General features: G+C 62.1%; 21 protein-coding genes. 5 read left to right on the forward strand and 16 right to left on the reverse strand.

The features are described 5' to 3' along the window. Window positions 1-41: 41 nt before the first annotated feature. The 4 genes from AC0L3N_RS22875 to AC0L3N_RS22890 all read right to left on the reverse strand — a co-directional run bounded on the left by AC0L3N_RS22875 (window position 42) and on the right by AC0L3N_RS22890 (window position 2,443). Window positions 42-287 carry a DUF2076 domain-containing protein gene (locus AC0L3N_RS22875; RefSeq protein ID WP_473549640.1) on the reverse strand — a complete coding sequence of 82 codons (246 nt, stop codon included), beginning with the start codon at window positions 285-287 and terminating at the stop codon, window positions 42-44. 123 nt (window positions 288-410) lie between these two features. Beyond that, entirely contained in the window at window positions 411-1,121 is a 711-nt protein-coding gene (locus AC0L3N_RS22880) for a Bax inhibitor-1/YccA family protein (protein WP_473549641.1), read from the reverse strand. Between the two features lie 21 nt (window positions 1,122-1,142). Then, window positions 1,143-1,916 carry an anti-sigma factor family protein gene (locus AC0L3N_RS22885; RefSeq protein WP_473549684.1) on the reverse strand — a complete coding sequence of 258 codons (774 nt, stop codon included), beginning with the start codon at window positions 1,914-1,916 and terminating at the stop codon, window positions 1,143-1,145. Between the two features lie 8 nt (window positions 1,917-1,924). Then, window positions 1,925-2,443: a sigma-70 family RNA polymerase sigma factor gene (locus tag AC0L3N_RS22890; protein ID WP_473549642.1), complete on the reverse strand. Its 519-nt coding sequence runs from the start codon at window positions 2,441-2,443 to the stop codon at window positions 1,925-1,927. A 358-nt stretch (window positions 2,444-2,801) separates the two neighbouring features. On the opposite strand from AC0L3N_RS22890, the gene AC0L3N_RS22895 reads away from it, so the two are divergent. From AC0L3N_RS22895 to mazG, 3 genes are all read left to right on the forward strand, one after another. Beyond that, window positions 2,802-3,956 carry an OpgC family protein gene (locus AC0L3N_RS22895; RefSeq protein WP_473549643.1) on the forward strand — a complete coding sequence of 385 codons (1,155 nt, stop codon included), beginning with the start codon at window positions 2,802-2,804 and terminating at the stop codon, window positions 3,954-3,956. A 202-nt stretch (window positions 3,957-4,158) separates the two neighbouring features. Then, the gene (locus AC0L3N_RS22900; RefSeq protein ID WP_473549644.1) at window positions 4,159-5,343 is read left to right on the forward strand and encodes an amino acid aminotransferase; all 1,185 of its coding nucleotides are present in this window, start codon (window positions 4,159-4,161) and stop codon (window positions 5,341-5,343) included. Between the two features lie 133 nt (window positions 5,344-5,476). Beyond that, the gene (gene mazG / locus AC0L3N_RS22905) at window positions 5,477-6,301 is read left to right on the forward strand and encodes a nucleoside triphosphate pyrophosphohydrolase (RefSeq protein WP_123151460.1); all 825 of its coding nucleotides are present in this window, start codon (window positions 5,477-5,479) and stop codon (window positions 6,299-6,301) included. 6 nt (window positions 6,302-6,307) lie between these two features. On the opposite strand, the gene hflX is transcribed toward mazG, so the two are convergent. The 8 genes from hflX to dusB all read right to left on the reverse strand — a co-directional run bounded on the left by hflX (window position 6,308) and on the right by dusB (window position 16,624). After that, window positions 6,308-7,699: a GTPase HflX gene (hflX, locus tag AC0L3N_RS22910; RefSeq protein ID WP_473549645.1), complete on the reverse strand. Its 1,392-nt coding sequence runs from the start codon at window positions 7,697-7,699 to the stop codon at window positions 6,308-6,310. Further along, the gene (hfq, locus tag AC0L3N_RS22915) at window positions 7,700-7,945 is read right to left on the reverse strand and encodes an RNA chaperone Hfq (protein ID WP_006202172.1); all 246 of its coding nucleotides are present in this window, start codon (window positions 7,943-7,945) and stop codon (window positions 7,700-7,702) included. Window positions 7,946-8,090: 145 nt separating this feature from the next. Next, window positions 8,091-8,951: a D-amino-acid transaminase gene (locus AC0L3N_RS22920; RefSeq protein ID WP_473549646.1), complete on the reverse strand. Its 861-nt coding sequence runs from the start codon at window positions 8,949-8,951 to the stop codon at window positions 8,091-8,093. Between the two features lie 189 nt (window positions 8,952-9,140). Continuing rightward, on the reverse strand, window positions 9,141-10,502 hold the full coding sequence (gene ntrX, locus AC0L3N_RS22925) for a nitrogen assimilation response regulator NtrX (protein WP_473549647.1): 1,362 nt from the start codon (window positions 10,500-10,502) through the stop codon (window positions 9,141-9,143). After that, on the reverse strand, window positions 10,492-12,777 hold the full coding sequence (locus AC0L3N_RS22930) for a sensor histidine kinase NtrY-like (protein WP_473549648.1): 2,286 nt from the start codon (window positions 12,775-12,777) through the stop codon (window positions 10,492-10,494). The genes ntrX and AC0L3N_RS22930 overlap by 11 nt, the downstream gene beginning before the upstream one ends. A gap of 222 nt (window positions 12,778-12,999) precedes the next feature. Next, window positions 13,000-14,460 (reverse strand): nitrogen regulation protein NR(I), encoded by a 1,461-nt coding sequence (gene ntrC / locus AC0L3N_RS22935; protein ID WP_023799224.1) that lies wholly within the window; start codon window positions 14,458-14,460, stop codon window positions 13,000-13,002. Continuing rightward, the gene (locus AC0L3N_RS22940) at window positions 14,457-15,599 is read right to left on the reverse strand and encodes a two-component system sensor histidine kinase NtrB (RefSeq protein WP_473549649.1); all 1,143 of its coding nucleotides are present in this window, start codon (window positions 15,597-15,599) and stop codon (window positions 14,457-14,459) included. The genes ntrC and AC0L3N_RS22940 overlap by 4 nt, the downstream gene beginning before the upstream one ends. Then, window positions 15,596-16,624: a tRNA dihydrouridine synthase DusB gene (dusB, locus tag AC0L3N_RS22945; protein WP_473549650.1), complete on the reverse strand. Its 1,029-nt coding sequence runs from the start codon at window positions 16,622-16,624 to the stop codon at window positions 15,596-15,598. Before dusB ends, AC0L3N_RS22940 begins: the two co-directional genes overlap by 4 nt. A gap of 237 nt (window positions 16,625-16,861) precedes the next feature. Here dusB and AC0L3N_RS22950 point away from each other — a divergent pair, with 237 nt between their 5' ends. Both AC0L3N_RS22950 and AC0L3N_RS22955 read left to right on the forward strand, forming a co-directional pair. Then, a complete protein-coding gene (locus AC0L3N_RS22950) occupies window positions 16,862-18,091 on the forward strand; it encodes a bifunctional 2-C-methyl-D-erythritol 4-phosphate cytidylyltransferase/2-C-methyl-D-erythritol 2,4-cyclodiphosphate synthase (RefSeq protein WP_473549651.1) in 1,230 nt (409 codons plus the stop codon). Next, window positions 18,088-18,597, forward strand: coding sequence for a CinA family protein (locus AC0L3N_RS22955; protein WP_473549652.1), 510 nt, complete (start codon window positions 18,088-18,090; stop codon window positions 18,595-18,597). The genes AC0L3N_RS22950 and AC0L3N_RS22955 overlap by 4 nt, the downstream gene beginning before the upstream one ends. Here AC0L3N_RS22955 and AC0L3N_RS22960 read toward each other — a convergent pair. The 4 genes from AC0L3N_RS22960 to lpdA form a co-directional block, all read right to left on the reverse strand. Next, window positions 18,573-19,031, reverse strand: coding sequence for a type II toxin-antitoxin system RatA family toxin (locus AC0L3N_RS22960; RefSeq protein ID WP_473549653.1), 459 nt, complete (start codon window positions 19,029-19,031; stop codon window positions 18,573-18,575). The two genes, AC0L3N_RS22955 and AC0L3N_RS22960, sit on opposite strands and share 25 nt — an antisense overlap. Before the next feature lie 12 nt (window positions 19,032-19,043). Beyond that, window positions 19,044-20,009, reverse strand: coding sequence for a lipoyl synthase (gene lipA / locus AC0L3N_RS22965; RefSeq protein WP_473549654.1), 966 nt, complete (start codon window positions 20,007-20,009; stop codon window positions 19,044-19,046). A 133-nt stretch (window positions 20,010-20,142) separates the two neighbouring features. Next, window positions 20,143-20,400 carry a GlsB/YeaQ/YmgE family stress response membrane protein gene (locus AC0L3N_RS22970; protein WP_095494866.1) on the reverse strand — a complete coding sequence of 86 codons (258 nt, stop codon included), beginning with the start codon at window positions 20,398-20,400 and terminating at the stop codon, window positions 20,143-20,145. 96 nt (window positions 20,401-20,496) lie between these two features. Then, window positions 20,497-21,960: a dihydrolipoyl dehydrogenase gene (lpdA, locus tag AC0L3N_RS22975; protein ID WP_473549655.1), complete on the reverse strand. Its 1,464-nt coding sequence runs from the start codon at window positions 21,958-21,960 to the stop codon at window positions 20,497-20,499. Between the last annotated feature and the right edge of the window lie 3 nt (window positions 21,961-21,963).

Here is a 21,963-nt window from a genome sequence, read left to right on the forward strand (position 1 = left end):
ATGCATGCAATCAAAACCGCATCTCAGTTCCATAATCTATCTTATGCGACTTCCGGATGGGTGGAAATCCAGCTTGAACCGACGAAAAAACTCTCTGACTGTGCCGCGTTCAGCGCCTGCTCCTGCACGACGATCGTTTGCGCCATGTCGTATGGCGCGCCGGGCTGCCGGGCAATCTGATCGTTGATGAAGCGTTCCAATTCGGCATCGCGCGGCGGCGTCTGCCGCTCGACATTCGCAAGTTTCTCGAAAAGAGTGCCGATCGCCTGCTGGTCGTTCCTGTCCATGGGAAGCACTCCGACATCCAGGCGCGCCGCGTTCCAAGAGATTTTCGCGACGCGCTTCAAGTCTCTGTTTATGCATGTCGCAGCCCCAAAAACGCTGCCGCGACATGCATTGATTTGACGCGGCTATTCGCGCTCGCCGGTGAAGTTCAACAGCAGCTGGAAGATGTTGATGAAGTTCAGATAGAGCGAGAATGCACCGAACACGGCGAGCTTCTGCTGCGATTCCGCACCGAAGTTTTCCGCAAACTGCTCCTTGATCGTCTGGGTATCCCAGGCGGTGAGACCAATGAACACGGCGATGCCGATCACCGAGATGGCGAACTGGAGCGCAGTCGAGCCGAGGAAGATGTTGACGATGCTGGCGATCACCACGCCGATCAGACCCATGATCAGGAAGGACGAGAACTGGGTCAGGTCGCGTTTGGTCGTGTAGCCGTAAAGGCTGGTCGCGCCGAACATGGTGGCGGCGATGAAGAAGGTGCGCGCGATGCTGGTCCCGGTGAACACCAGGAACACGGAAGCCAGCGACAGGCCCATGACCGCACAGAATGCCCAGAACATCGCCTGAGCGCCGGCCGCGGACATCGTCTGTATCCGGAACGAGAACAGCAGCACGAAGGCGAGCGGTGCCAGCATCACCACCCACTTCAACGGAGTGGAAAAGATCGGCACGTAGAGGGCTGGCGTCGATGCCACGACGAAGGCGATCACGCCGGTAACGACGAGGCCAACGCCCATGTAGTTGTAGACGCGCAGCATGTGCTGGCGCAGGCCTTCGTCATAGAGGGCGCCGGTCTGGGCTCCGACGCCGGTGCGGTATCCTAGATTGTTCATGCGGGTTCTCCTTTGTGATGGTCAGTAAAGCGTGTTGGCGAGCGTTTCTGCGGTGCGATCGAGATCGCGGACACCGCTTCGGGCGACGACGGCGTAAGCAACTTCGCCGATCTGGAAATAGGCCGAGGAAATTTCGCCCGACGGGGCGGCGGTCGGCTGGACGACGTCGAACGTTCCGGGCCTGATCGCGAAAAGCGAGACCAGTCCCAGGTCCCTTGTTTCGACAGCCATCTCGACGCTCGGGCCGAACTGCGATGGATAGATCTGGACGTCACGGACCTTCCAGTCCTTCGGCAGCGACGGCATGACGATCGCCGTGGCGGCGCGGATTTCGTTCGCATCGTAATCCGGCGCTTCGGGCTGGGATGACATGGCCTCGCGTAGGATCGTCGTCCTGTGTGCCCGGATCGCCTCCTCCAGATAGACGGGCGGCTGGGTCGAGGCGACGACTTTCGTCACCGATATCGGCCCGACGATCCCGTTGGCAAACCAGCCCGCAGCCACCAGGACTGCGACCGCCGCACCCCGCTGCAACGTGCGCAAGGCGCGCCCTCGAGCCAGTCCCCGTTCCAGCCGCCGTGCCGCATCAGCCGTTGCCGGCCGCGCCATGCCCTTGCATCCGGCAAGCGCCACGCGCAGTTCGTCGCGCGTCCTGAGGTCGGACATCACGCGGGCGGCAGCCTCGGGACGGGCGGAAAGAAACGCCTCGACCTCAATGCGGCGGGCAACGTCCAGCTGGTCGTCGACATAGGCGTCGAGGTCGGCATCTGTCACCGGGTCGCGCAGTTCGCTCATCATGGACATCACGGGCCTCCCACGATCCTGAGCTGGCTTTTCGCATGCGCCGGCAATTTGTCCTCCATCTCGCGGAGCGTTGCCCGCGCCCTGCCGATGCGCGACATCAGCGTTCCCAGCGGCACGCCGCTGGCCTCGGCCGCCTGGCTGTAGGTAAGTCCCTCGATGGCGACGAGATGCAGCGCCGAACGCTGCTCATCCGGCAATTTGAAAAAAGCTTCGCGCACCTGTGCCAGGCGGACGGAATGCTCCTGGGGTGCCTGCATGCTGGCGTCGGCAAGATATCCGGCCTGCTCGACCCGCGCCGCTTCGGATTTGCGGGACCGCAAGCCGTCGATGAAAGCGTTGTGGACGATCGACAGCAGCCAGGCGCGCAGGTTTCCGCCGGATCGAAAGGTCCCGCGCCGCTCATAGGCACGCACCAGCGCGTCATGCACCAGATCCTCTGCTTCTGCGCTGTCGCGCGTCAGCGAACGCGCGTAGCGGCGCAGAGAACCAAGCTGTCCTATGATATCGAAGCGTGGCATCGACCCTCTCACGTCCTGTTTACGGAGCATGGCAGGTTTTTAATCCCGCTCTTAAATTTTTTCTGCGACCCAGGATGTCGGGCATCACGGGTACGATGCAACCAGCGCGCGTACGGCTTTCTTGTCCGCGAACGATCCCTCACCCGACACAATTCGCCCCGCGGTTGTAGCGCCACGGCGATTTCGATGTTTACACCTGAATTAATTTGTGACGCGAAAAATCGCCAAGCTGTCATCATTTTCGGGGCACTTGCGAGTTATAGGCAGGAAACATTCACCGCCGAATCTTCCCTTCGCCGACGGCCCTTTGGCCCGCTTTTGTGCAACGAATTATCGACCCGACATGACAAGCCCCGACATGACAGGCAATGTGCCAGCCCAGCGGGATACCCGCATCGATGTCTTCCGCGCGCTAGCGCTGCTGACGATCTTCGTCAACCACGTGCCGGGGACGATCTTCGAGTATGTCACGCACAAGAATTTCGGCTTTTCCGATTCGGCCGAAGCCTTCGTGCTGATTTCGGGGATTGCCGTCGGGCTCGCCTACGGACGGAAGTTCCAGCAGGGGAATCGGCTGCTCATCACCCTGAAGGCCTGGCGGCGTGCCGGTGTCCTCTATGTCACCCACGTCATGACCACTGTCGCGACGCTGGCGATCTTCTCGGCGGCTACATTGCATTTCTCGCGGCCCGACCTTTTGAAGCTGATCAACATCCAGATGATCATCGAGGACACGCCGGAAGCGCTGCTCGGCATCGCGGCGCTCGGGCATCAGATCGGCTATAACAACATTCTTTCCATGTACGCCGTCGTACTTCTGATGATGCCGCTTTTCCTGTGGATCGGCACTTTCAGCCTGCGCCTGATGCTTGCTGCGTCCGCTCTCCTCTGGCTCATCGTCGGAATTTTCCAGATCGCGCCGTCGAATTTTCCCGGCGACGGCTTTTGGTTCCTGAACCCGCTCTCCTGGCAGTTTCTTTTCGTCATCGGCATCGCCGGCATGCTGCATATCAAGCGCGGCGGCGAAATCCGCTTCAACTGGATGATGGCGAGCGCGGCCGTCCTGTATCTGGTCGGCGCGCTGATCTGGGTGCGGCTGCCGCTGTGGGGCATCGAGACGGCCTCCGGCCTGCCGACCGTGCTGACCGGCTTCGACAAGACATTCCTGTCGCTGTCGCGTCTCATGCACATTCTGGCGATCGCCTATCTGATCGTGGCAATCCCGGCGCTTTCCAACCTGGCGAGGACGAGGCCCGGACACCCGCTCGCGATTCTCGGCAAGCATTCGCTGCCGGTCTTCGTCGCCGGAACGATCCTCGCCATGATCGCGCAGGTCATGAAAATCGTCAGCCCGGGCGGCCTCCTCTACGACGCCATCCTGATCTCGACAGGCATCGCGCTGCAGTTCGGCTTCGCCTACTACCTCGAATGGTTGCCGCGGATCGGTTGGGGCGGCAAGAAACAGCAATCTGGAGCTGCCTTGCCGTCGGCCGCCCTCAAGCTGGCGTCATAGAACGGCGTCGACCAACTGACATGCGGAAAGCCACATTTGCCTGCTGCGTCCTCCTCGCCGTGTCGTGGAAATGACGAGTACGATGAGCCGTGCCAATCGAGGCTTGTCTCCCGGTTTGGCGGTTTTCAGCTTGGTGCAAATGAAACCGCTGGCGCAGCACGGCCGATTTGCGTATCACTCCGCCGCCAACGGAACCGCGCCGATGTTTGAAGACCTCCAGCCTGCCCCAGCCGACAAGATCCTCGCCTTGATCGGCCTCTTTCGCGCCGATCCCCGCCCCGGCAAGGTCGACCTCGGCGTTGGCGTCTACAAGGATCGCGATGGCAAGACGCCGGTGATGCGCGCCGTGCGCGAAGCTGAAAAGCGACTGCTGCAGGGCCAGGATACCAAGACCTATCTCGGCCTTGCCGGAGATACCGGCTTCAACACGGCGATGGCGAAGCTGGTCTTTGGCCCTGCGGCCGAGCTGACGCGCATCCGTGCGGCGCAGGCGCCCGGCGGCTCGGGCGCGCTGCGACTGGTGGCTGAGCTGCTCAAGAGGACGCGATCGGACGCGACGATCTGGCTGTCGGATCCGACTTGGCCGAACCACATGCCGGTGATGCGCGCCGCTGGCCTGCAGATACGCGAATATCCCTATTTCGACGCCGCCTCAGGTGCTGTTCGCTTCGCGGACATGATGAGCGCACTGGCGACCCCAAGGAGCGGCGACGTGGTGCTGCTGCATGGTTGCTGCCACAATCCGACAGGCGCCAATCTGGACACCGCGCAGTGGGCTGAAATAGCCGACCTCGTCGTCGAGCGCGGCCTGCTGCCTTTTGTCGACATTGCCTATCAGGGCTTTGGCGAAGGCCTCGACGCTGACGCCGTTGGCTTGCGCCTGCTGGCGGCGAAAGTCCCGGAAATGGTCGTTGCCTCGAGCTGCTCGAAGAACTTTGCCGTGTATCGTGACCGTGTCGGCGCGGCGATGATCCTGGCCAAAGACAGCACGCAGGCGGATGTGGCAATGAGCCAGATGCTGTCGGCCGCCCGCGCCATGTACTCGATGCCGCCTGACCACGGCGCGGCCGCGGTGCGCATCGTGCTTGAAGACGCCACGCTGCGCGCCGACTGGGAAGCTGAGCTCGAGGAGATGCGCCTGCGTATGCTGCGGCTTCGTGTCCAGTTCGCCGAAGCGCTGCGGCGGCAGTCCAATTCCGATCGCTTCGATTTCGTCGCCAGCCATCGCGGCATGTTTTCCCGGCTTGGCCTGTCCGAAGCGCAGGTCGAGCGGCTGCGCGCCGAGCACGGCGTCTATATGGTCGGCGACAGCCGCATCAACGTCGCTGGCCTGCCGGAGGACGGGATGGACGCGCTCGCCAAGGCGATCGTCTCCGTGCTCGACTGAGCACTTTGCTTGACTATGATCTTTTCCGAAAACCGGCTTCCACTTTTCGGATCATGGCCCGCAACTGTGGACAATGCGCCCTTGCCGGCTGACAGCATTTGCCGAGTGATCGGTGCACGATAGCATTCGACAGATGAAACCCTCGAAAGACATTTCCCGGCTGATCGAAATCATGGCGGCGCTGCGGGCGCCGGAAACCGGCTGCCCGTGGGATATCGAGCAGGATTTCTCGACCATCGCGCCCTACACGATCGAAGAAGCCTACGAGGTGGCGGATGCGATCGCGCGCGGCGACCTGGGCGATCTACGCGACGAGCTCGGCGACCTGCTGCTGCAGGTCGTCTACCATGCGCAGATGGCCGAGGAGGCCGGTGAATTCGCCTTTGGCGACGTGGTCCAGGCCATCACCACAAAAATGATCCGCCGCCATCCGCATGTCTTCGGCGACGACAAGGCGCGCAGCGCCGGCATGGCCAAGGGCATGTGGGAGAAGATCAAGGCCGAGGAAAAGGCGGAAAAGCGAAACGCCCGCCTCGCCCGCGGGCACGATCCTGAGGATCATGGCAAGGGTTTTCTGGACAGCGTACCGGTCGCCCTGCCCGCTTTGACCCGAGCGCTCAAGCTACAGGAAAAAGCGGCCCGCGTCGGCTTCGACTGGAGCGAGGCCACGCCGATCCTCGACAAGATCGAGGAAGAGATCGGCGAGTTGCGCCAAGCCCTTGCCAAGGGCGATACGGCTTCGATCAAGGACGAGTTCGGCGACATGCTGTTTGCCGTCGTCAATCTCGGGCGTCATCTCAAGGTCGATTCCGAAGCGGCGCTCAGCGGCACCAACGAGAAATTCCGGTCGCGGTTCCACTATGTCGAGCACGCGCTGGAAGCGTCCGGAAACACCCTGGAAAAGGCGACGCTTGACGAGATGGAGGCGCTTTGGCAGCAAGCCAAGAGCGCGAAGTAACAGCGATTACCCATTGTTTTTACGGCGCAATCTGCTTTCTATCTCTTCATGCGCGCTTTGCGTCGCCTTGAGCGCGACGGTCACGCCGCCGTCTTCATTGTCGGTGCGCGAGACGACGTCGCCATTGCGGTAGAGCCAATTGACGAGCCCGAGCTGCTCAGGCTTGAGCGTGACGGTCAGCGTTTCCAGTTCGCCAGACACTCTTGTCTCGATGATCGCCTTCAGCACATCGATGCCCTCGCCGGTGGCGGCCGATATGGCAATCGGCGGCGCCTTGTTGCCGTCGATGCCGTCGGCGAGCAATCGCGCCCGGTTGCCTTCATCGAGCCGGTCGATCTTGTTCCACACTTCGATGACACGCTTGGTGTCGCCGGCATCGACGCCGAGATCGGCGAGGATGCGCTCGACATCCTCGGCCTGGGCGGCCGTGTCGGGGTCCGAAATATCGCGCAGGTGGATGACGAGATCGGCCTCGACCACCTCTTCCAGCGTTGCCCGGAAGGCTGCAATCAGATGCGTCGGCAGATCCGAAATGAAACCGACCGTGTCCGAAAGGATGACCGGCGTGCCGTGCGGCAGTCGCACCCGACGCAGTGTCGGGTCGAGCGTGGCAAACAGCATGTCCTCGGCCAGCACCCCTGCTCCGGTCAGCCTGTTGAACAGCGTCGACTTGCCGGCGTTGGTATAGCCGACGATCGCCACCACCGGGAACGGCACCTTCCTGCGCTTGGCGCGGTGCAGGTCACGGGTGCGCCGCACGGTTTCCAGCTCGTGCTTCAGCTTGTTGATCTTGTCCTGCAGGACACGGCGGTCCGACTCGATCTGCGTTTCGCCAGGGCCGCCGAGGAAACCGGCGCCGCCGCGCTGGCGCTCGAGGTGGGTCCAGCTTCGCACGAGCCGGCCCTTCTGATAGTTGAGGTGCGCAAGATCGACCTGCAGCGTGCCTTCCTTGGTCCGCGCGCGCTCGCCGAAAATCTCCAGGATCAACCCGGTGCGATCCAGCACCTTGGCGTTCAACTCCTTTTCCAGATTGCGCTGCTGCACCGGCGTCAGCGGATGGTCGACAATGACCAGTTCGGCATGGCCCTCTTTGACGATCTCGGCGAACTCCGCAACCTTGCCGCTGCCGAGCAGGGTTGCGGGCCGCGGATCGTTGACGGTCACCACCGCCGTATGGATCGGGTCGAGATCAATGGCTTGGGCAAGGCCAACCGCTTCGTCGTGGCGGGCCTCGGCGGAGCGCGTCAGGCGCGGACGATTCGTGTCGTCGTCGCCACGCTGCTGGCGGGTAAGCACGGGCACGATGACCACGGCCCGGGTCGGGCCTTCGGCTTCCGGCCCCGGCTGATATGCTGGTTTTTCGCGAACGCTGCGGTCCGCGTCTTTCTTACGTGCCAATCAGGCGCCCTGGCTTTCCTCACCATCGAACATCTGAACCGGCTGGCTCGGCATGATCGTGGAAATGGCGTGCTTGTAGACGAGCTGGGAATGGCCGTCTCGACGCAGCAGAACGCAGAAATTGTCGAACGAAGTGACCACACCGGTCAGCTTCACACCGTTGATGAGAAAGATGGTGAGTGGGTTTTTGCTTTTGCGAACTGAATTCAGGAACAGGTCCTGAAGATTTTGCGATCGTTCCGCCATTGTTCTTGTCTTTCGCCGATCCCCTTCGGTTTGCAGGCCAATGCGCCAAATTACCTGGCACATGTCAAGCGCGCAAACACCGTCTTGCCGTCAATAACGACAAGCAGAACGAGATATATTGATGTTCATTCCACCTGTGCGGTTATCAGGCTGGACTTTTTTCCGCAACGTCAAAAAAGGCGTGCCGCAAGGAAAGTGTTATGGAGCCCGGATGGCCGTTGGCGACGGGAGCACCGTCGATCGCCACGATCGGCGTGGCGATTGTGGTCGCGGAGCTGATGAAAACCTCGCGCGCGGCCTTGGCTTCAGCGACCGAAAAGCCCCGTTCCTCGATCTTCAGGCCGAGCTTGGCGGCCACTTCGAACAGCGTGGTGCGGGTGATGCCGCGCAGGATGCCGTGCTCGGCCGGACGCGTGACCAGCACGCCATCCCTGGTGATGATCCAGGCGTTCGACGATCCACCTTCCTTGACGATGCCGTCAGCATCGACGAACCAGGCTTCCTGGGCGCCGGCTTCCTTGGCCTTCTGCTTGGCGAGCACATTTGGCAACAGGCCGACCGACTTGATATCGACCCGGTCCCAACGATTCTCCAGCACGGTGATGACCTTGATTCCGCTTTCGGCCCTCTTCTCGGCAGCAGCGGGGTCGGCTTTCCTGGCGGTCACCACCAGCGACGGCTTCGTGCCCGCCGGAAAAACAAAGTCACGGCTGGCGACGCCACGCGTCACCTGAAGATAAACCAGGCCATCGGTGACATGGTTGCGGCGGACCACCTCGCGCATGATGATCGGCAACACGCCCCGCGTGACCGGCCAGTCGATCGACAATTCGGTCAGCGAGCGATTCAGCCGTCCGAGATGGCGTGGCATATCGACGATGAAGCCGCGCGCCACCTCGCAAACCTCGTATACGCCATCGGCGAACTGATAGCCGCGGTCCTCGATATGTACGAAAGCGTCGGCGTGAGCGACATAGCGCCCGTTCACATAGGCAATGCGCGGCATGGGTCACCCCTGGAGAAAGTCAGCGCATGACCCCGAAAATCGGAATCGATTTTCGGGGCCATGCGCAAAAATCAAAATACTACAGCGTCCTTTGCGCGTCCCAAAAGACGCGCGGCGCTGTAGCGCTTTCTTAGGCGATTCCGCCGCCGCCGTAACCGATAATTGCGTAAGCCACGATTGGATTGGCTATCAGACGCCCAGCGACTTCAGCTTGCGGTGAAGCGCCGAGCGCTCCATGCCGATGAACTCGGCCGTCTTCGAGATGTTGCCGCCAAAACGGTTGATCTGGGCGATGAGATAGTCCTTCTCGAACTGTTCGCGCGCTTCACGCAACGGCAGCGCCATGATGTGCTGATCGGATTGGTTGGGCGTGCGCGGCATGACATCGCCGATCTCGGCAGGCAACAGATCGGCGGTGATCGGTGCCTCGATATCGTCGCCGCGCGCCAGGATCATCAGCCGCTCGACGTTGTTGCGCAACTGGCGGACGTTGCCTGGCCAGTTGTGTGCCTGCAGCACCGCCAGCGCGTCGTCGCCGATGCGCCGCGGCCGGATGCCGGCCTGGCGGGCGATCTGTTTCATGAAATTGTCGACAAGGTAGGGGATGTCCTCCCGCCGCTCGGCCAACCCCGGCACCATGACCGGAACCACCGCCAGACGATGATAGAGATCCTCCCGGAAACGACCGTCGGCGATCATCGCCTCCAGGTTCTGCGAGGTCGACGAGATGATACGGACATCGACCTTGACCCGTTTGGTGCCCCCTACCCGCTCGAACTGCTGCTCGACCAGCACGCGCAGGATCTTGTTTTGCGTTTCGCGCGGCATGTCGGCCACTTCATCGATGTAGAGAATGCCGCGATGGGCTTCCTCAAGCGCGCCGACCTTGCGTTCGACACCGTTGGATTCGGTGCCGAACAGCTCGACCTCCATGCGTTCTGGCGTGATGTTGGCAGCGCTCAGCGTGACAAATGGGGCGCTCTTGCGCGCCGACAGCGTGTGGATGGCGCGTGCCGCGAGTTCCTTGCCCGACCCGGACGGGCCGATGATCATGACGCGGCTGTTGGTCGGCGCGACGCGCTCGATGGTCTGGCGCAACTGGCTCATCGCCGACGACATGCCGATCAGGTCGAAGGTTTCGCCGCTGCGCAGCTTGAGATCAGAAACCTCGCGTCTCAGTTTCGAGGTTTCAATTGCACGTTCGGCGATGAGGATCAGCCTGTCGGCCTTGAACGGTTTCTCGATGAAGTCATAGGCGCCGCGGCGGATGGCCGAGACCGCCGTCTCGATGTTGCCGTGGCCCGAGATCATCACCACGGGCAAGCTCGGGTGCATCGTCTTGATCTCGTCCAGAAGCGCCAGTCCGTCCAGACGTGAGCCTTGCAGCCAGATGTCTAGGAAAATCAGCCTAGGCGCCCGGTCGGCGATCGCCGCCAGGGCGCTGTCGGCATCGAATGCCGTGCGGGTTTCGTGACCTTCGTCGCTCAGGATACCGGCGACAAGTTCGCGGATGTCTTCCTCGTCATCGATGATGAGAATGTCAGACGCCATTACCGACCTTTTCAGTTTGTCTTTCGTGTTCCGTCCTGCCTTCGCCGCGCGACGGCACGGTGGCGGCGAGCGGCAGAATGATGCTGATCATCGCGCCTCGCCCGTCGTGGAAATCCGCCGGCGCGTCATGCAATTCGAGCCGGCCGCCATGGTCCTCCACTATCTTCTTGACGATAGCGAGGCCGAGCCCCGTGCCCTTCTCGCGTGTCGTCATGTAAGGCTCGAGCAATCGCTGGCGATTCTCGCGCGGCAAGCCCTTGCCGTTGTCGATGACATCGATGCGAATCGCACCACTCTGGCGCCCGGCTTGAATCCGGATTATGCCGTGCGAGCGGTCCTTCTGATCAAGTCCGTCAATCGCCTCGGCCGCGTTCTTGATGACATTGCCAAAAGCCTGCGCCATCAGGCGGCTGTCGAAAGTGCCTTTGAGCGGTTCGTTGCCGAACACGCGCTCGAAGGTAATATCGGAGCGGCTCACTTCGACGAGGAACGAGGCTTCGCGCAACGATTCGCGCAAATCGAGGGCCTTCATTTCGGGCTTGGGCATGCGTGCGAAAGCGGAGAACTCGTCGACCATGCGGCCGATGTCCTCCACTTGCCTGATGATCGTATCGGTGCACTGATCGAAAACCTCGCGGTCTTCGGTGATGACCTTGCCGTAGCGGCGCTTGATGCGCTCGGCGGAAAGCTGAATCGGTGTCAGCGGGTTCTTGATCTCGTGGGCGATGCGCCGCGCCACATCCGCCCAGGCCGAAGAACGCTGCGCCTGGACCAGATCGGTGATGTCATCGACCGTCACGACATAGGATTTCTCCTCCGCACCGTCGTCGCCGGCCTCGACCGTGATCTGCACGTTGAAGGTGCGCTCCGTACCGGCGCGATAGAAGGTCACCTGCTCGCGGTGGACAGGCTTGCCCGACTTGCGGCCGATCTCGAAGACGCGGCCGACATGCGGCAGCACCGCGGAGAGGTTTTGCCCGAGTGCGGCGGTGGCGGATATGGCCAGCATCGTTTCGGCCGACCGGTTGACGATGGTGACGATACCATATGGATCGACCCCGATGACGCCGGCGGTGACACCGGCAAGCACGGCCTCCGAAAAGCGCCGCCGCTCGTCGATCAAATCTTTGGCGGACAGAATCTCGTTGCGCTGCGATTTCAGTTCCAGCAGCATCTTGTTGAAGGTGTCGCCGAGCGAGGCGACGTCGCCGTCGGAGGGCCGAACCGGCACGGCAACGTCAAGATTGCCGGTCGCGACCTCGTCGGCCGCGCCGATGAGCTGGCGGATCGGCCGCACCAGGCGGTCTGCCACGGCGATGCCGGTCCAGATGGCGGACAGAATGATGATCAGCGTCAGCGACAGGTAGGGAAGTGCGAAGGCGACCTGCGAGGTGCGGCGATTGTCTTCCAGACCGCGATATTCGTCGGTGTTGGATCTGACAATCTGCCGCGCCTTGATCACCTCGGGATCGACGAGCCGGATGGTGTAGAGATAGAGCCCTTCGATCTCGCGCAGCTTGACAATGGCGCCCATGATGTTGCGCGTCTTCGGCTCGATCAGCACCGGCCTGCCGTCGGCGGCACTGCTCATGGCGCCTTCCGGCGGCTCCGGCATGGCAAAATCGGCGTCGGTCTTGGCGCTCATGACGAATGAACCGTCGGGCCTGACCAGTGCGGCATGGGCCAAGGAGCGTCCGACGGCTTCCTTGTTCATGAGATCGAGGAAGCCGGTTCGATCGAGGCCGTAGAGCGTGCGGGAGGCGTCGAGATCGTAAGCCATCGACAGGGTCGTCCCCTGGAGATTGCGCGCGTTCTCCTGCACATAGGCGTCGGCGATCGAAAGCGACGAATTGACGATCGTCTTGGTGCGGATCTCGAACCAGCGATCGAGGCCGATATCGAGTGTGATCGAGGCGATGATCGCCACCATGATGGCGGGAATCGCGGCGACCAGCGCGAACATGGCGACGATCCGCACATGCAGCCGCGACGCCGCCTTGCCGCGCCGGCGCGCCATCAAAATGCGATGCACTTCGCGGCCGACCAGCGCGATCAGGAACAGGATGAACGCCGCATTGAGGGCGATAAGCGCCAGCGTCGTCCCCTCGTCCGGCGTGATCGGCGTGGCGCCGACGAGAATGGCGAAGGAGATCGCTGCCGTAACCAGCGCACCGGCAATTGCCACCACGCCCGGCAGCGCGAGCAGCCGGCGCCCGTCCCGTGTGCCAGGTTCGCTGAAAAGCGTTTCGCTCGGTGTCGGTGCCTGTGAAGCCATGTCGCCGTCTAGAGCCAGTGATTGCGTCGGATGTATGCAACGCATTGTGGCGATTATGCAACAAGTGTGGCCTGTACGGAAATGTTTCGGCGATCGATCCCCCGAAAAGGCTTCGCTCTGTCGCACCAGCCCGAAAAATCGGAATCGATTTTTCGGAAAGCACGATGCGACTACTCAAAGTGCTAGAGCGAACTTTGTACGTCGGAACGGACGGACGTCGCTCTAAGCCTGCCTGGTCGATTTATAGACGTTGACGCCGAGTTCGCGAATTTTCTTGCGCAGCGTGTTGCGGTTTAGCCCGAGGAGTTCCGCAGCCTTGATCTGGTTGCCGCGGGTTGCCGTCATCGAGGCCAGGACCAGCGGATATTCGACCTCGGAGAGAATACGCTGATAGAGGCCGGCGGGCGGCAAATCGCCGGCGAACGAAGCAAAATAGCGCTGCAGGAAATGTTCCACCGCCTGGCCGATGGACAGATCGTCGGGTATGAGGTTGCCGCCACCGGGAACGACCGGCCTCTCGCCGGTCTTCAGTTCCGCCTCGATGACTTCGGCGGAAATCTCATCCTGCGAATAGAGCGCGGCCAGCCTGCGGACAAGATTTTCGAGCTCGCGCACGTTGCCTGGCCACGGATAGCGCTTCATCAGCTCGATGCCGCCTGTGGAAATGCGCTTGGTCTGCAGGCCTTCGCTGGCGCCGAGCTTGAAGAAGTGCCGGACGAGATCCGGAACGTCCTCGGACCGCTCGCGCAGCGCCGGCAGCCTTAGCGGCACGACATTCAGGCGATAGAACAGATCCTCGCGGAAAAGCCCTTGATTGATCAGCGTGCGCAGATCCTTGTTGGTGGCGGCGACGATGCGCACGTCGGTCTTGATCGGCGTACGGCCGCCGACGGTGGTATATTCGCCTTGCTGCAGGACACGCAGTAGGCGCGTTTGCGCTTCCATCGGCATGTCGCCGATCTCGTCGAGGAAGAGCGTCCCGCCTTCGGCCTGCTCGAAACGGCCGGTGGAGCGGTTTTGCGCACCGGTGAAGGCGCCCTTCTCGTGCCCGAACAGTTCCGATTCGATCAGGTCGCGTGGGATCGCCGCCATGTTGATCGCGACGAACGGGCCGCCGCGGCGGCGGCCGTATTCGTGCAGCGCGCGCGCCACCAGTTCCTTGCCGGTGCCCGATTCGCCTGAAATCATCACCGTCAGGTCGGTCTGCATCATGCGCGCCAGCATCCGGTAGATATCCTGCATGGCGGCTGACCGGCCGACCAGCGGCATCGTTTCCGGCGGCTCGTCGGCCCGCGCATCGATCTTCGGCCGTCGGGGCTCGGAAAGCGCCCGGTTGACGATGTTGAGAAGCTCGGTCAGATCGAACGGTTTCGGCAGATATTCGTAGGCGCCGGTCTCGGAGGCGCGAATCGCGGTCATGAACGTGTTCTGGGCGCTCATGACGATGACGGGCAGTTCCGGCCGTGCCTTCTTGATGCGCGGCAGCATGTCGAAAGCGTTTTCGTCCGGCATGACCACGTCGGTGATGACGAGATCGCCCTCGCCCGCCGCCACCCAGCGCCACAGCGTCGAGGCGTTGGACGTCACGCGCACCTCATGGCCGACGCGCGAAAGCGCCTGATTGAGGACGGTGCGGATGGCCGCATCGTCGTCGGCGACGAGAATATTGCCGCGAACTGTCATTTGCGGTCTCCTTCACCATCGTCGTCTGTGCCGAACGGCGTTTCTTTCCAGGCTGGCATCAGGATGCGGAAGGTGGTTGCGCGGGGCGTTGAATCGCATTCGATGATGCCGCCATGCTCGCCGACGATTTTCGCGACCAGCGCCAGACCAAGCCCCGACCCGTTAGGCTTGGTGGTGATGAAGGGATCAAACAGGATCGGCAGGATATCTTCGGAGACGCCAGAACCGTTGTCGCGCACGCAAAATTCCAGCGGCAGCGACACGCGGCCCTGCGTTCCCGGAACGGAAACACGGATGCCCGGCCGGAACGCGGTCGACAGAGTGATCTCGCCTTGCGGATCGCCGCCAATGGCCTCGGCCGCATTCTTGACCAGGTTGAGGAACACCTGGATGAGCTGGTCGCGGTTGGCGAAAACTGGAGGCAACGATGGATCATAATCCTCCAATATCTTGATCCGCTTGGCAAAACCGTTCTTGGCAATCGCCTTCACATGGTCGAGCACGACATGGATGTTGACCGGATAGCGGTCGATGGGCCGCTCGTCGGAAAACACCTCCATGCGATCGACCAGCGAGACGATGCGGTCGGTCTCGTCGGTGATCAGCCGGGTCAGCGCGCGATCTTCGTCGGAAGCGGATAGTTCGAGCAGCTGGGCAGCACCCCGAATGCCGGATAGCGGGTTCTTGATCTCGTGGGCGAGCATCGCAGCAAGGCCGGTCACCGAGCGTGCCGCACCGCGGTGCGTCATCTGACGATCGATCTTGTCGGCCATCGATCGTTCCTGGAACATCACCACGACGGAGCCCGGGAATTCCGACACCGGCGCGACATAGAGGTCGACGACCTTCTCGATGCCGAGGCGCGGCGACGATACGTCGACCCGGTATTCGTTGACGGGTGCCCGGCGCTCGCGCACCTGGTCGACGAGCGTCAGCAGTGGGCTGCCGAAGGGAATGAGCTTGGGCAATGTGTTGCGGGCGAGCATGGTCGCGCTCGAGCGGAAGAAATCTTCGGCATCGGCATTGGCGAAGGTGATGACCCCTTCAGCATCGACCATGATCACCGGGCGGCGGATGGTGTTGAGTACGATGTGGGCGGCGTCCGCCATACCCATGCTCTGTGCAACGGTGGCATTCATGCTGCGCTCCGCAGGTTCATCGCCTCGGCAGCGCGTGAAAACACCTCGCGCAACGCGGCAACGACGCGGACGGGCTCGAAGGAGGTGAGGATGGCCTTTCGCCGCTCATCAACGACGCCAGCGGCGTGGCGGTCGAGATACCAGCCAAGATGCTTGCGCGCCTGGCGCACGCCGCTTTCGATGCCGTAGAGCGTTAGCATGTCCTCGTAGTGGGCAACGATGTAGTCGGCCAGCGCTTGCGGACTTTCGGGCACACCAGGCGTTGTCTCTTTTGCCGCGGCTGCCGCGATGCTGCCTGCCGTCCAGGGCGCGCCATAATGCGCGCGGCCGATCATCACCGCGTCGGCGCCCGACTGGTCGAGGATCATTGCTGCCTCCTGCAGCGAGCCGACATCGCCATTGGCGACGACCGGGATCGACACAGCCTGCTTTATGCGCGCGATGGCGCGCCAGTCCGCCTTGCCCTGGTAGAACTGGCAACGGGTGCGGCCATGCACCGTCACCATCTTGACGCCCGCCTGCTCGGCGCGGCGCGCCAGCAGCGGCGCGTTGAGCGCGCTTTCGTCCCAGCCGAGCCGCATCTTAACCGTGACTGGCACCTCGACGGTGCCGACCACCGCCTCGATCAGCGACAAAGCGTGATCGAGATCGCGCATCAGCGCCGAACCGGCATAGCCGCCCGTCACCTTCTTGGCCGGGCAGCCCATGTTGATGTCGATGATGTCGGCGCCCTCGCCCGCGGCGATTCGGGCGCCCTCTGCCATATGCGCCGCCTCACGGCCGGCAAGCTGGACCATATGCACAGGCAGCCCGGAACGGCGGATGCGAAGGCCGCAACCGGCTCTGCCCCTGGCAAGCTCGCCGCTCGCCACCATCTCCGACACGACCAATCCGGCGCCATGCGCATGTGCACGCTGCCGGAACGGCTCATCTGTTATGCCCGACATGGGCGCGAGAAAGGCGCGATTGCGGATTCTCACGCTACCCACGTCCAGCGGCGAAGCCAATTTGGTCAGGTCAAGCATGCACAAAAACCAAGCATTTTTTATTGCTGCACATTCTCTAGCCAGAATGACAGCGATGTGCAACGCGCAATGACGTCACATTAAGGCGCATTTGGGAAAAATGCTGGCCTTCGGCCCACACCCGCGCCCTAAGCGGCGTGCGTCCTTGGGAAATGACGCTTTGGCACTTTGCATCTGCGCATGATCTCTTCCGAAAAGCGATTCCACTTTTCAGGATCATGCGCTAAGCGTCTCGGCATGACAGATGCAAGCGAAATGCGAGCTTTGGCTGCGGACGACAAGGTTGCCGTTGTTATCGTCGCCGCCGGCCGCGGCGCGCGCGCCGGTCAGGCCGACGGACCGAAGCAATACCAAAGGATCGGTGGCCGTGCCGTCATCGCGCGCACATTGGATATGTTTTTGGCGCATCCGAAAATCGGTCCTGTCGTCGTCGCCATCCACGCTGACGACAGCGCGCTTTTTCGCAGCGCCGCCGGAGCCAACGTCGATCGGGTCATCACGGTAACCGGTGGCGCGTCCAGGCAGGACTCCGTCCGGCTCGGGCTGCTTGCGCTGAGAGGCTATGCACCGAGCCAGGTTCTGGTCCATGATGCCGTTCGCCCGTTCGTCGACGCGGAATTGATAAACCGTACGATCGCCGGCATCGGCGAGCGCCAGGGAGCGCTGCCTGCCCTACCCGTCGCCGACACGCTGAAACGTGAGTCGGCGGCCGGCATGATCGGCGAGACGGTTTCCAGGAACGGGCTTCATGCCGCCCAGACGCCGCAAGGCTTTCCGTTCTGGCCGATCCTGGCCGCCCATGAAAAGGCCCATCATCTGGGCAAGACGGACTTCACCGACGATGCCGCGATTGCCGAATGGGCGCATATTCCGGTGAAAATAGTTCAGGGTTCGCCGGACAATGTCAAGCTGACCTGGGCAAGGGATATTTCGATGGCGGATCAGCGGCTTTCCGGCGAGCGGCCGCGTTTTCCGGACATCCGCACCGGCAATGGCTACGACGTCCACGCCTTCGAGCCCGGTGACCATGTCATCCTGTGCGGCGTCTCCATCCCGCACGACAAGAAACTATCCGGCCATTCGGACGCCGATGTCGGCCTGCACGCCTTGACCGACGCGCTGCTCGCCACCTGCGGCGCCGGCGACATCGGCACGCATTTCCCACCGTCGGATCCGCAGTGGAAAGGCGTGGCCTCGCGGATCTTCGTCGAACATGCGGCAAGACTGGTGCGCGCGCGCGGCGGGCGCATCGCGAATGCCGACGTCACGCTGATCTGCGAGGCGCCACGGGTCGGCCCGCATCGCGAAGCAATGACCGAAGCCCTTTCGGCAATGCTGGCAATTTCCCGGGACCGTATCTCGATCAAGGCGACAACCAACGAAAAGCTCGGCTTTATCGGCCGCGAGGAAGGCATAGCCGCCATCGCGACCGCCAGTGTCGTGTTTCCAGGGGACGTCCCCGAATGAGCAACAGCGACCTCGCAGATGCCCTGCTTCAAGCCTGCCAGCAGCGCGGCATCATGCTGGCGACGGCCGAGAGCTGCACCGGCGGCATGATCATCGCCGCCCTGACCGACATCGCCGGCTCATCCACGGTGGTCGACCGGGGTTTCATCACCTATTCCAGCGAGGCCAAGACGGAGATGCTCGGTGTTTCCGCCGCCACGCTTGAGGGGCACGGCGCGGTCTCGCGGGAAACGGCGGTGGAGATGGCGCAGGGCGCCCTGACCCGTTCGCGCGCCGGACTCACCCTTGCCGTCACCGGCATTGCCGGTCCAGGCGGCGGCTCGACGGAAAAGCCCGTCGGCCTGGTCTGGTTCGGTGTCGCCTTGACTGGCCGGCCGGTCGTCAGCGAATGCCAGTTGTTCGCCGATAAGGGCCGCAATTTCATCCGCCGGGAGACGGTCAGGCATGCGCTTGAACTGGGCTTGCGCGCACTCGCTGCGGATCAGGCTGCCGGCGCTGGCCCATAGATGACGTCGGCGCGCTTCTCGAACGCCTCAGAGAACATGCGGAAGGCGCGATCGAACATCGTTCCCATCACCGCGCCCAGAATACGGCTCTTGAACTCGTAGTCGATGAAGAAGCGGACATTGCAGCCGCCATCGGCCGGCTCGAAGCGCCAGACATTGCTCAGATATTTGAACGGGCCGTCGATGTATTTGACGTCGATGGCGTTCTCGTCAGGCTTCAAAAACACCTGCGTCGTGAAAGTCTCGCGGATCGCCTTGTAGCCAATGCTCATGTCGGCGATGAGCAGGGTGCGTCCGTTGCGTTCCTTGCGCGAGCGAACCGTCAGTGCCTCGCAAAGCGGCAGGAATTGCGGATAGGATTCGACATCGGCGACCAGAGCGAACATCTGTTCAGGCGTATGCGTGACGCGGCGATGGGCTTCGAATTGTGGCATGAAACCAGTTTGTTAGGCGGATTTCCTGAGAAACGCTTCTCGCGCCGCGCGCAGCCTGGCGAAATCGTCGCCGGCATGGTGCGACGAGCGCGTCAGCGGGCTTGACGCCACCAGCAGGAATCCCTTGGTCTTGCCGATTGTCTCGAAGGACTTGAATTCCTCCGGCGTGATGAAGCGGATCACCGGATGGTGCTTTTTCGATGGCTGCAGATACTGGCCGATGGTCATGAAGTCGACATTGGCCGAACGCAGATCGTCCATCAACTGCAGGATCTCGTTCCGCTCCTCGCCCAGGCCAACCATGATGCCGGATTTGGTGAAGATCGACGGATCGAGTTCCTTGACCCGCTGCAGCAGCCTGATCGAATGGAAATAGCGGGCCCCTGGCCGGACCGTCAGATAGTTCGACGGCACGGTCTCCAGATTGTGGTTGAATACGTCCGGCTTCGCCGCCACCACGATCTCCAGCGCTCCTTCCTTGCGCAGGAAGTCGGGCGTCAGGATTTCGATCGTCGTCGAAGGCGTTGCCGCCCTGATGGCGCGGATGACCTCGGCAAAGTGCTGAGCTCCGCCATCGGCGAGATCGTCGCGGTCGACTGAGGTGATGACGACATGGGTCAGACCCATTTGCTTGACGGCGTGGGCGATGCGCACCGGTTCATCGGGATCAAGCGCGGTCGGAATGCCAGTGGCAACGTTGCAGAAGGCACAGGCGCGCGTGCAGATCTCACCCATGATCATGAAGGTGGCGTGCTTCTTCTCCCAGCACTCGCCGATATTGGGGCAACCGGCCTCTTCGCACACCGTCACCAGTCTGTGCGACTTCACGATCTCGCGCGTCTCGGCATAGCCTTTCGACATCGGCGCCTTGACGCGGATCCAGTCGGGCTTGCGCAGCACATCCTGGTCAGGCTTGTGCGCCTTTTCAGGGTGCCGCAGGCGCGGCGCATTGGCGATCGTGTCGAGGACGGTGACCATCAGAAATCCAGTTCATTCGCGATCGCCTTCCGGCGTTCGCTTTCACAAGTCATCTAGGACTTTTCGCAGCAAAGAAAAAGGCCGCGTCGGCGCATGCCGCCACAGCCGTTTTCGCATGGCAAGAGTTCAGCAACTAACGGCGCACCATGCGCCCTGCCCAGATCAACAGGCAGGCGCCAATGAAACCGGTGATTAGGTAAGCGATCCAGCCGGCGCCGAAAGCGCCAATGTTGAGCGCCTGCAGGATGGCATTCAGCACGATCGCGCCGACGATGCCAAGAACGATGTTCATCAGGATGCCCATGTTGCTTTTCATGAACATCTCGGCAAGCCACCCCGCTAAACCGCCGATGATGATGGCTGTAATCCAGCCCACGCCATTCACGTCCATATGCCCTCTCCTTGTGTGATGAATGCATCCGGAAACGAATTACCTTGCCGTTGAGTTCCTTGGCTTTCACGTGTCGAGTCTCACGCGGTCAATTTATCACGCGTTCAGCGCGCGGCCATAGGCGTCGAGGACGCTTTCCTTCATCATCTCCGACAGCGTCGGATGCGGGAAGATCGTATGCATCAGCTCTTCCTCGGTGGTCTCCAGGTTCATCGCCACGACAAAGCCCTGGATCAGCTCGGTCACTTCGGCGCCGACCATATGCGCGCCGAGCAACTGCCCGGTCTTCTTGTCGAAGATGGTCTTGACGAAACCCTGGTCTTCACCGAGCGCGATGGCTTTGCCGTTGGCGGCGAACTGAAAGCGGCCGACGCGGATGTCCTTGCCCTCGGCCTTCGCTTTCGCTTCCGTCAACCCGACGGAGGCAACCTGCGGGTTGCAATAGGTGCAGCCCGGAATCTTCAGCTTGTCAGTGGCGTGCACGCCGGGGAAATTTGCGATCTTTTCCACGCAGACCACGCCTTCATGTTCGGCCTTGTGGGCGAGCATGGGCGGGCCGGCGACATCGCCGATGGCATAGATGCCGGGCACATTGGTGTTGCCGTAGCCGTCGACGACGACGCAGCCGCGCTCGGTCTTCACGCCGAGCGCTTCGAGGCCGAGGTTGTCGATGTTGCCCTGCACGCCGACGGCCGAGATCATCCGGTCGGCGGTGATCTTCTCAACCTTGCCGTCCTTCATCTCGACATGCGCGGTTACCGAATTCGCACCATTCTCGACCTTGGTGACCTTGGCCTCGAGGATGATCTTCATGCCTTGCTTCTCGAACTGCTTCTGCGCGAATTTCGAGACCTCTGCGTCCTCGACCGGCATCACCGCCGGCAACAGCTCGATCACCGTCACCTCCGCGCCCATGGTGCGGTAGAATGAGGCGAATTCGATGCCGATTGCGCCCGAACCCATCACCAGCAGCGATTTCGGCATCTCTTTCGGCACCATCGCTTCAAAATAGGTCCAGATCAGCTTGCCGTCGGGCTCGATGCCGGGCAGCGCACGCGGCCTGGCGCCGGTCGCCAGGATGATGTGCTTGGCGGTGTAGGTGCCCTCACCCTTGACGCCCTTGGGCGCCGGCGGCTGCGGCTCCATCGGCTTCTTCGACGATTTCGACACGACGATCTCGCCCGGCTTATCGCCGGAAGCCGCCTTGGAAAGCTTGGCCTCGCCCCAGATCACGTCGACCTTGTTCTTCTTCATCAGGAAGGCGACGCCGCCGTTCAGCCGCAACGAGACCTTTCGCGAGCGGTCGACCACGGCAGCGGTATCGACGCTGACCTTACCGTCGATCTTCAAGCCGTAGTCCTTCAGATGATCGGAATAGTGCATAATCTCGGCCGAGCGCAGCAGCGCCTTGGTTGGGATGCAGCCCCAGTTGAGGCAGATGCCCCCGAGATGCTCGCGCTCGACGATTGCCGTCTTGAAGCCGAGCTGGGCGGAACGCACCGCCGTGACGTAGCCGCCGGGGCCGGAGCCGATGATGATGACGTCGTAGTTCTCAGCCACGGA

It is taken from the genome of Mesorhizobium sp. WSM4807, from assembly GCF_055811615.1.

Bases quoted from the DNA above. Each gene is read 5' to 3' on its own strand.
- AC0L3N_RS22875 (WP_473549640.1), bottom strand. From the start codon at position 287: ATGGACAGGAACGACCAGCAGGCGATCGGCACTCTTTTCGAGAAACTT.
- AC0L3N_RS22880 (WP_473549641.1), bottom strand. From the start codon at position 1,121: ATGAACAATCTAGGATACCGCACCGGCGTCGGAGCCCAGACCGGCGCC.
- AC0L3N_RS22885 (WP_473549684.1), bottom strand. From the start codon at position 1,916: ATGAGCGAACTGCGCGACCCGGTGACAGATGCCGACCTCGACGCCTAT.
- AC0L3N_RS22890 (WP_473549642.1), bottom strand. From the start codon at position 2,443: ATGCCACGCTTCGATATCATAGGACAGCTTGGTTCTCTGCGCCGCTAC.
- AC0L3N_RS22895 (WP_473549643.1), top strand. From the start codon at position 2,802: ATGACAGGCAATGTGCCAGCCCAGCGGGATACCCGCATCGATGTCTTC.
- AC0L3N_RS22900 (WP_473549644.1), top strand. From the start codon at position 4,159: ATGTTTGAAGACCTCCAGCCTGCCCCAGCCGACAAGATCCTCGCCTTG.
- mazG (WP_123151460.1), top strand. From the start codon at position 5,477: ATGAAACCCTCGAAAGACATTTCCCGGCTGATCGAAATCATGGCGGCG.
- hfq (WP_006202172.1), bottom strand. From the start codon at position 7,945: ATGGCGGAACGATCGCAAAATCTTCAGGACCTGTTCCTGAATTCAGTT.
- AC0L3N_RS22920 (WP_473549646.1), bottom strand. From the start codon at position 8,951: ATGCCGCGCATTGCCTATGTGAACGGGCGCTATGTCGCTCACGCCGAC.
- ntrX (WP_473549647.1), bottom strand. From the start codon at position 10,502: ATGGCGTCTGACATTCTCATCATCGATGACGAGGAAGACATCCGCGAA.
- AC0L3N_RS22930 (WP_473549648.1), bottom strand. From the start codon at position 12,777: ATGGCTTCACAGGCACCGACACCGAGCGAAACGCTTTTCAGCGAACCT.
- ntrC (WP_023799224.1), bottom strand. From the start codon at position 14,460: ATGACAGTTCGCGGCAATATTCTCGTCGCCGACGACGATGCGGCCATC.
- AC0L3N_RS22940 (WP_473549649.1), bottom strand. From the start codon at position 15,599: ATGAATGCCACCGTTGCACAGAGCATGGGTATGGCGGACGCCGCCCAC.
- dusB (WP_473549650.1), bottom strand. From the start codon at position 16,624: ATGCTTGACCTGACCAAATTGGCTTCGCCGCTGGACGTGGGTAGCGTG.
- AC0L3N_RS22950 (WP_473549651.1), top strand. From the start codon at position 16,862: ATGACAGATGCAAGCGAAATGCGAGCTTTGGCTGCGGACGACAAGGTT.
- AC0L3N_RS22955 (WP_473549652.1), top strand. From the start codon at position 18,088: ATGAGCAACAGCGACCTCGCAGATGCCCTGCTTCAAGCCTGCCAGCAG.
- AC0L3N_RS22960 (WP_473549653.1), bottom strand. From the start codon at position 19,031: ATGCCACAATTCGAAGCCCATCGCCGCGTCACGCATACGCCTGAACAG.
- lipA (WP_473549654.1), bottom strand. From the start codon at position 20,009: ATGGTCACCGTCCTCGACACGATCGCCAATGCGCCGCGCCTGCGGCAC.
- AC0L3N_RS22970 (WP_095494866.1), bottom strand. From the start codon at position 20,400: ATGGACGTGAATGGCGTGGGCTGGATTACAGCCATCATCATCGGCGGT.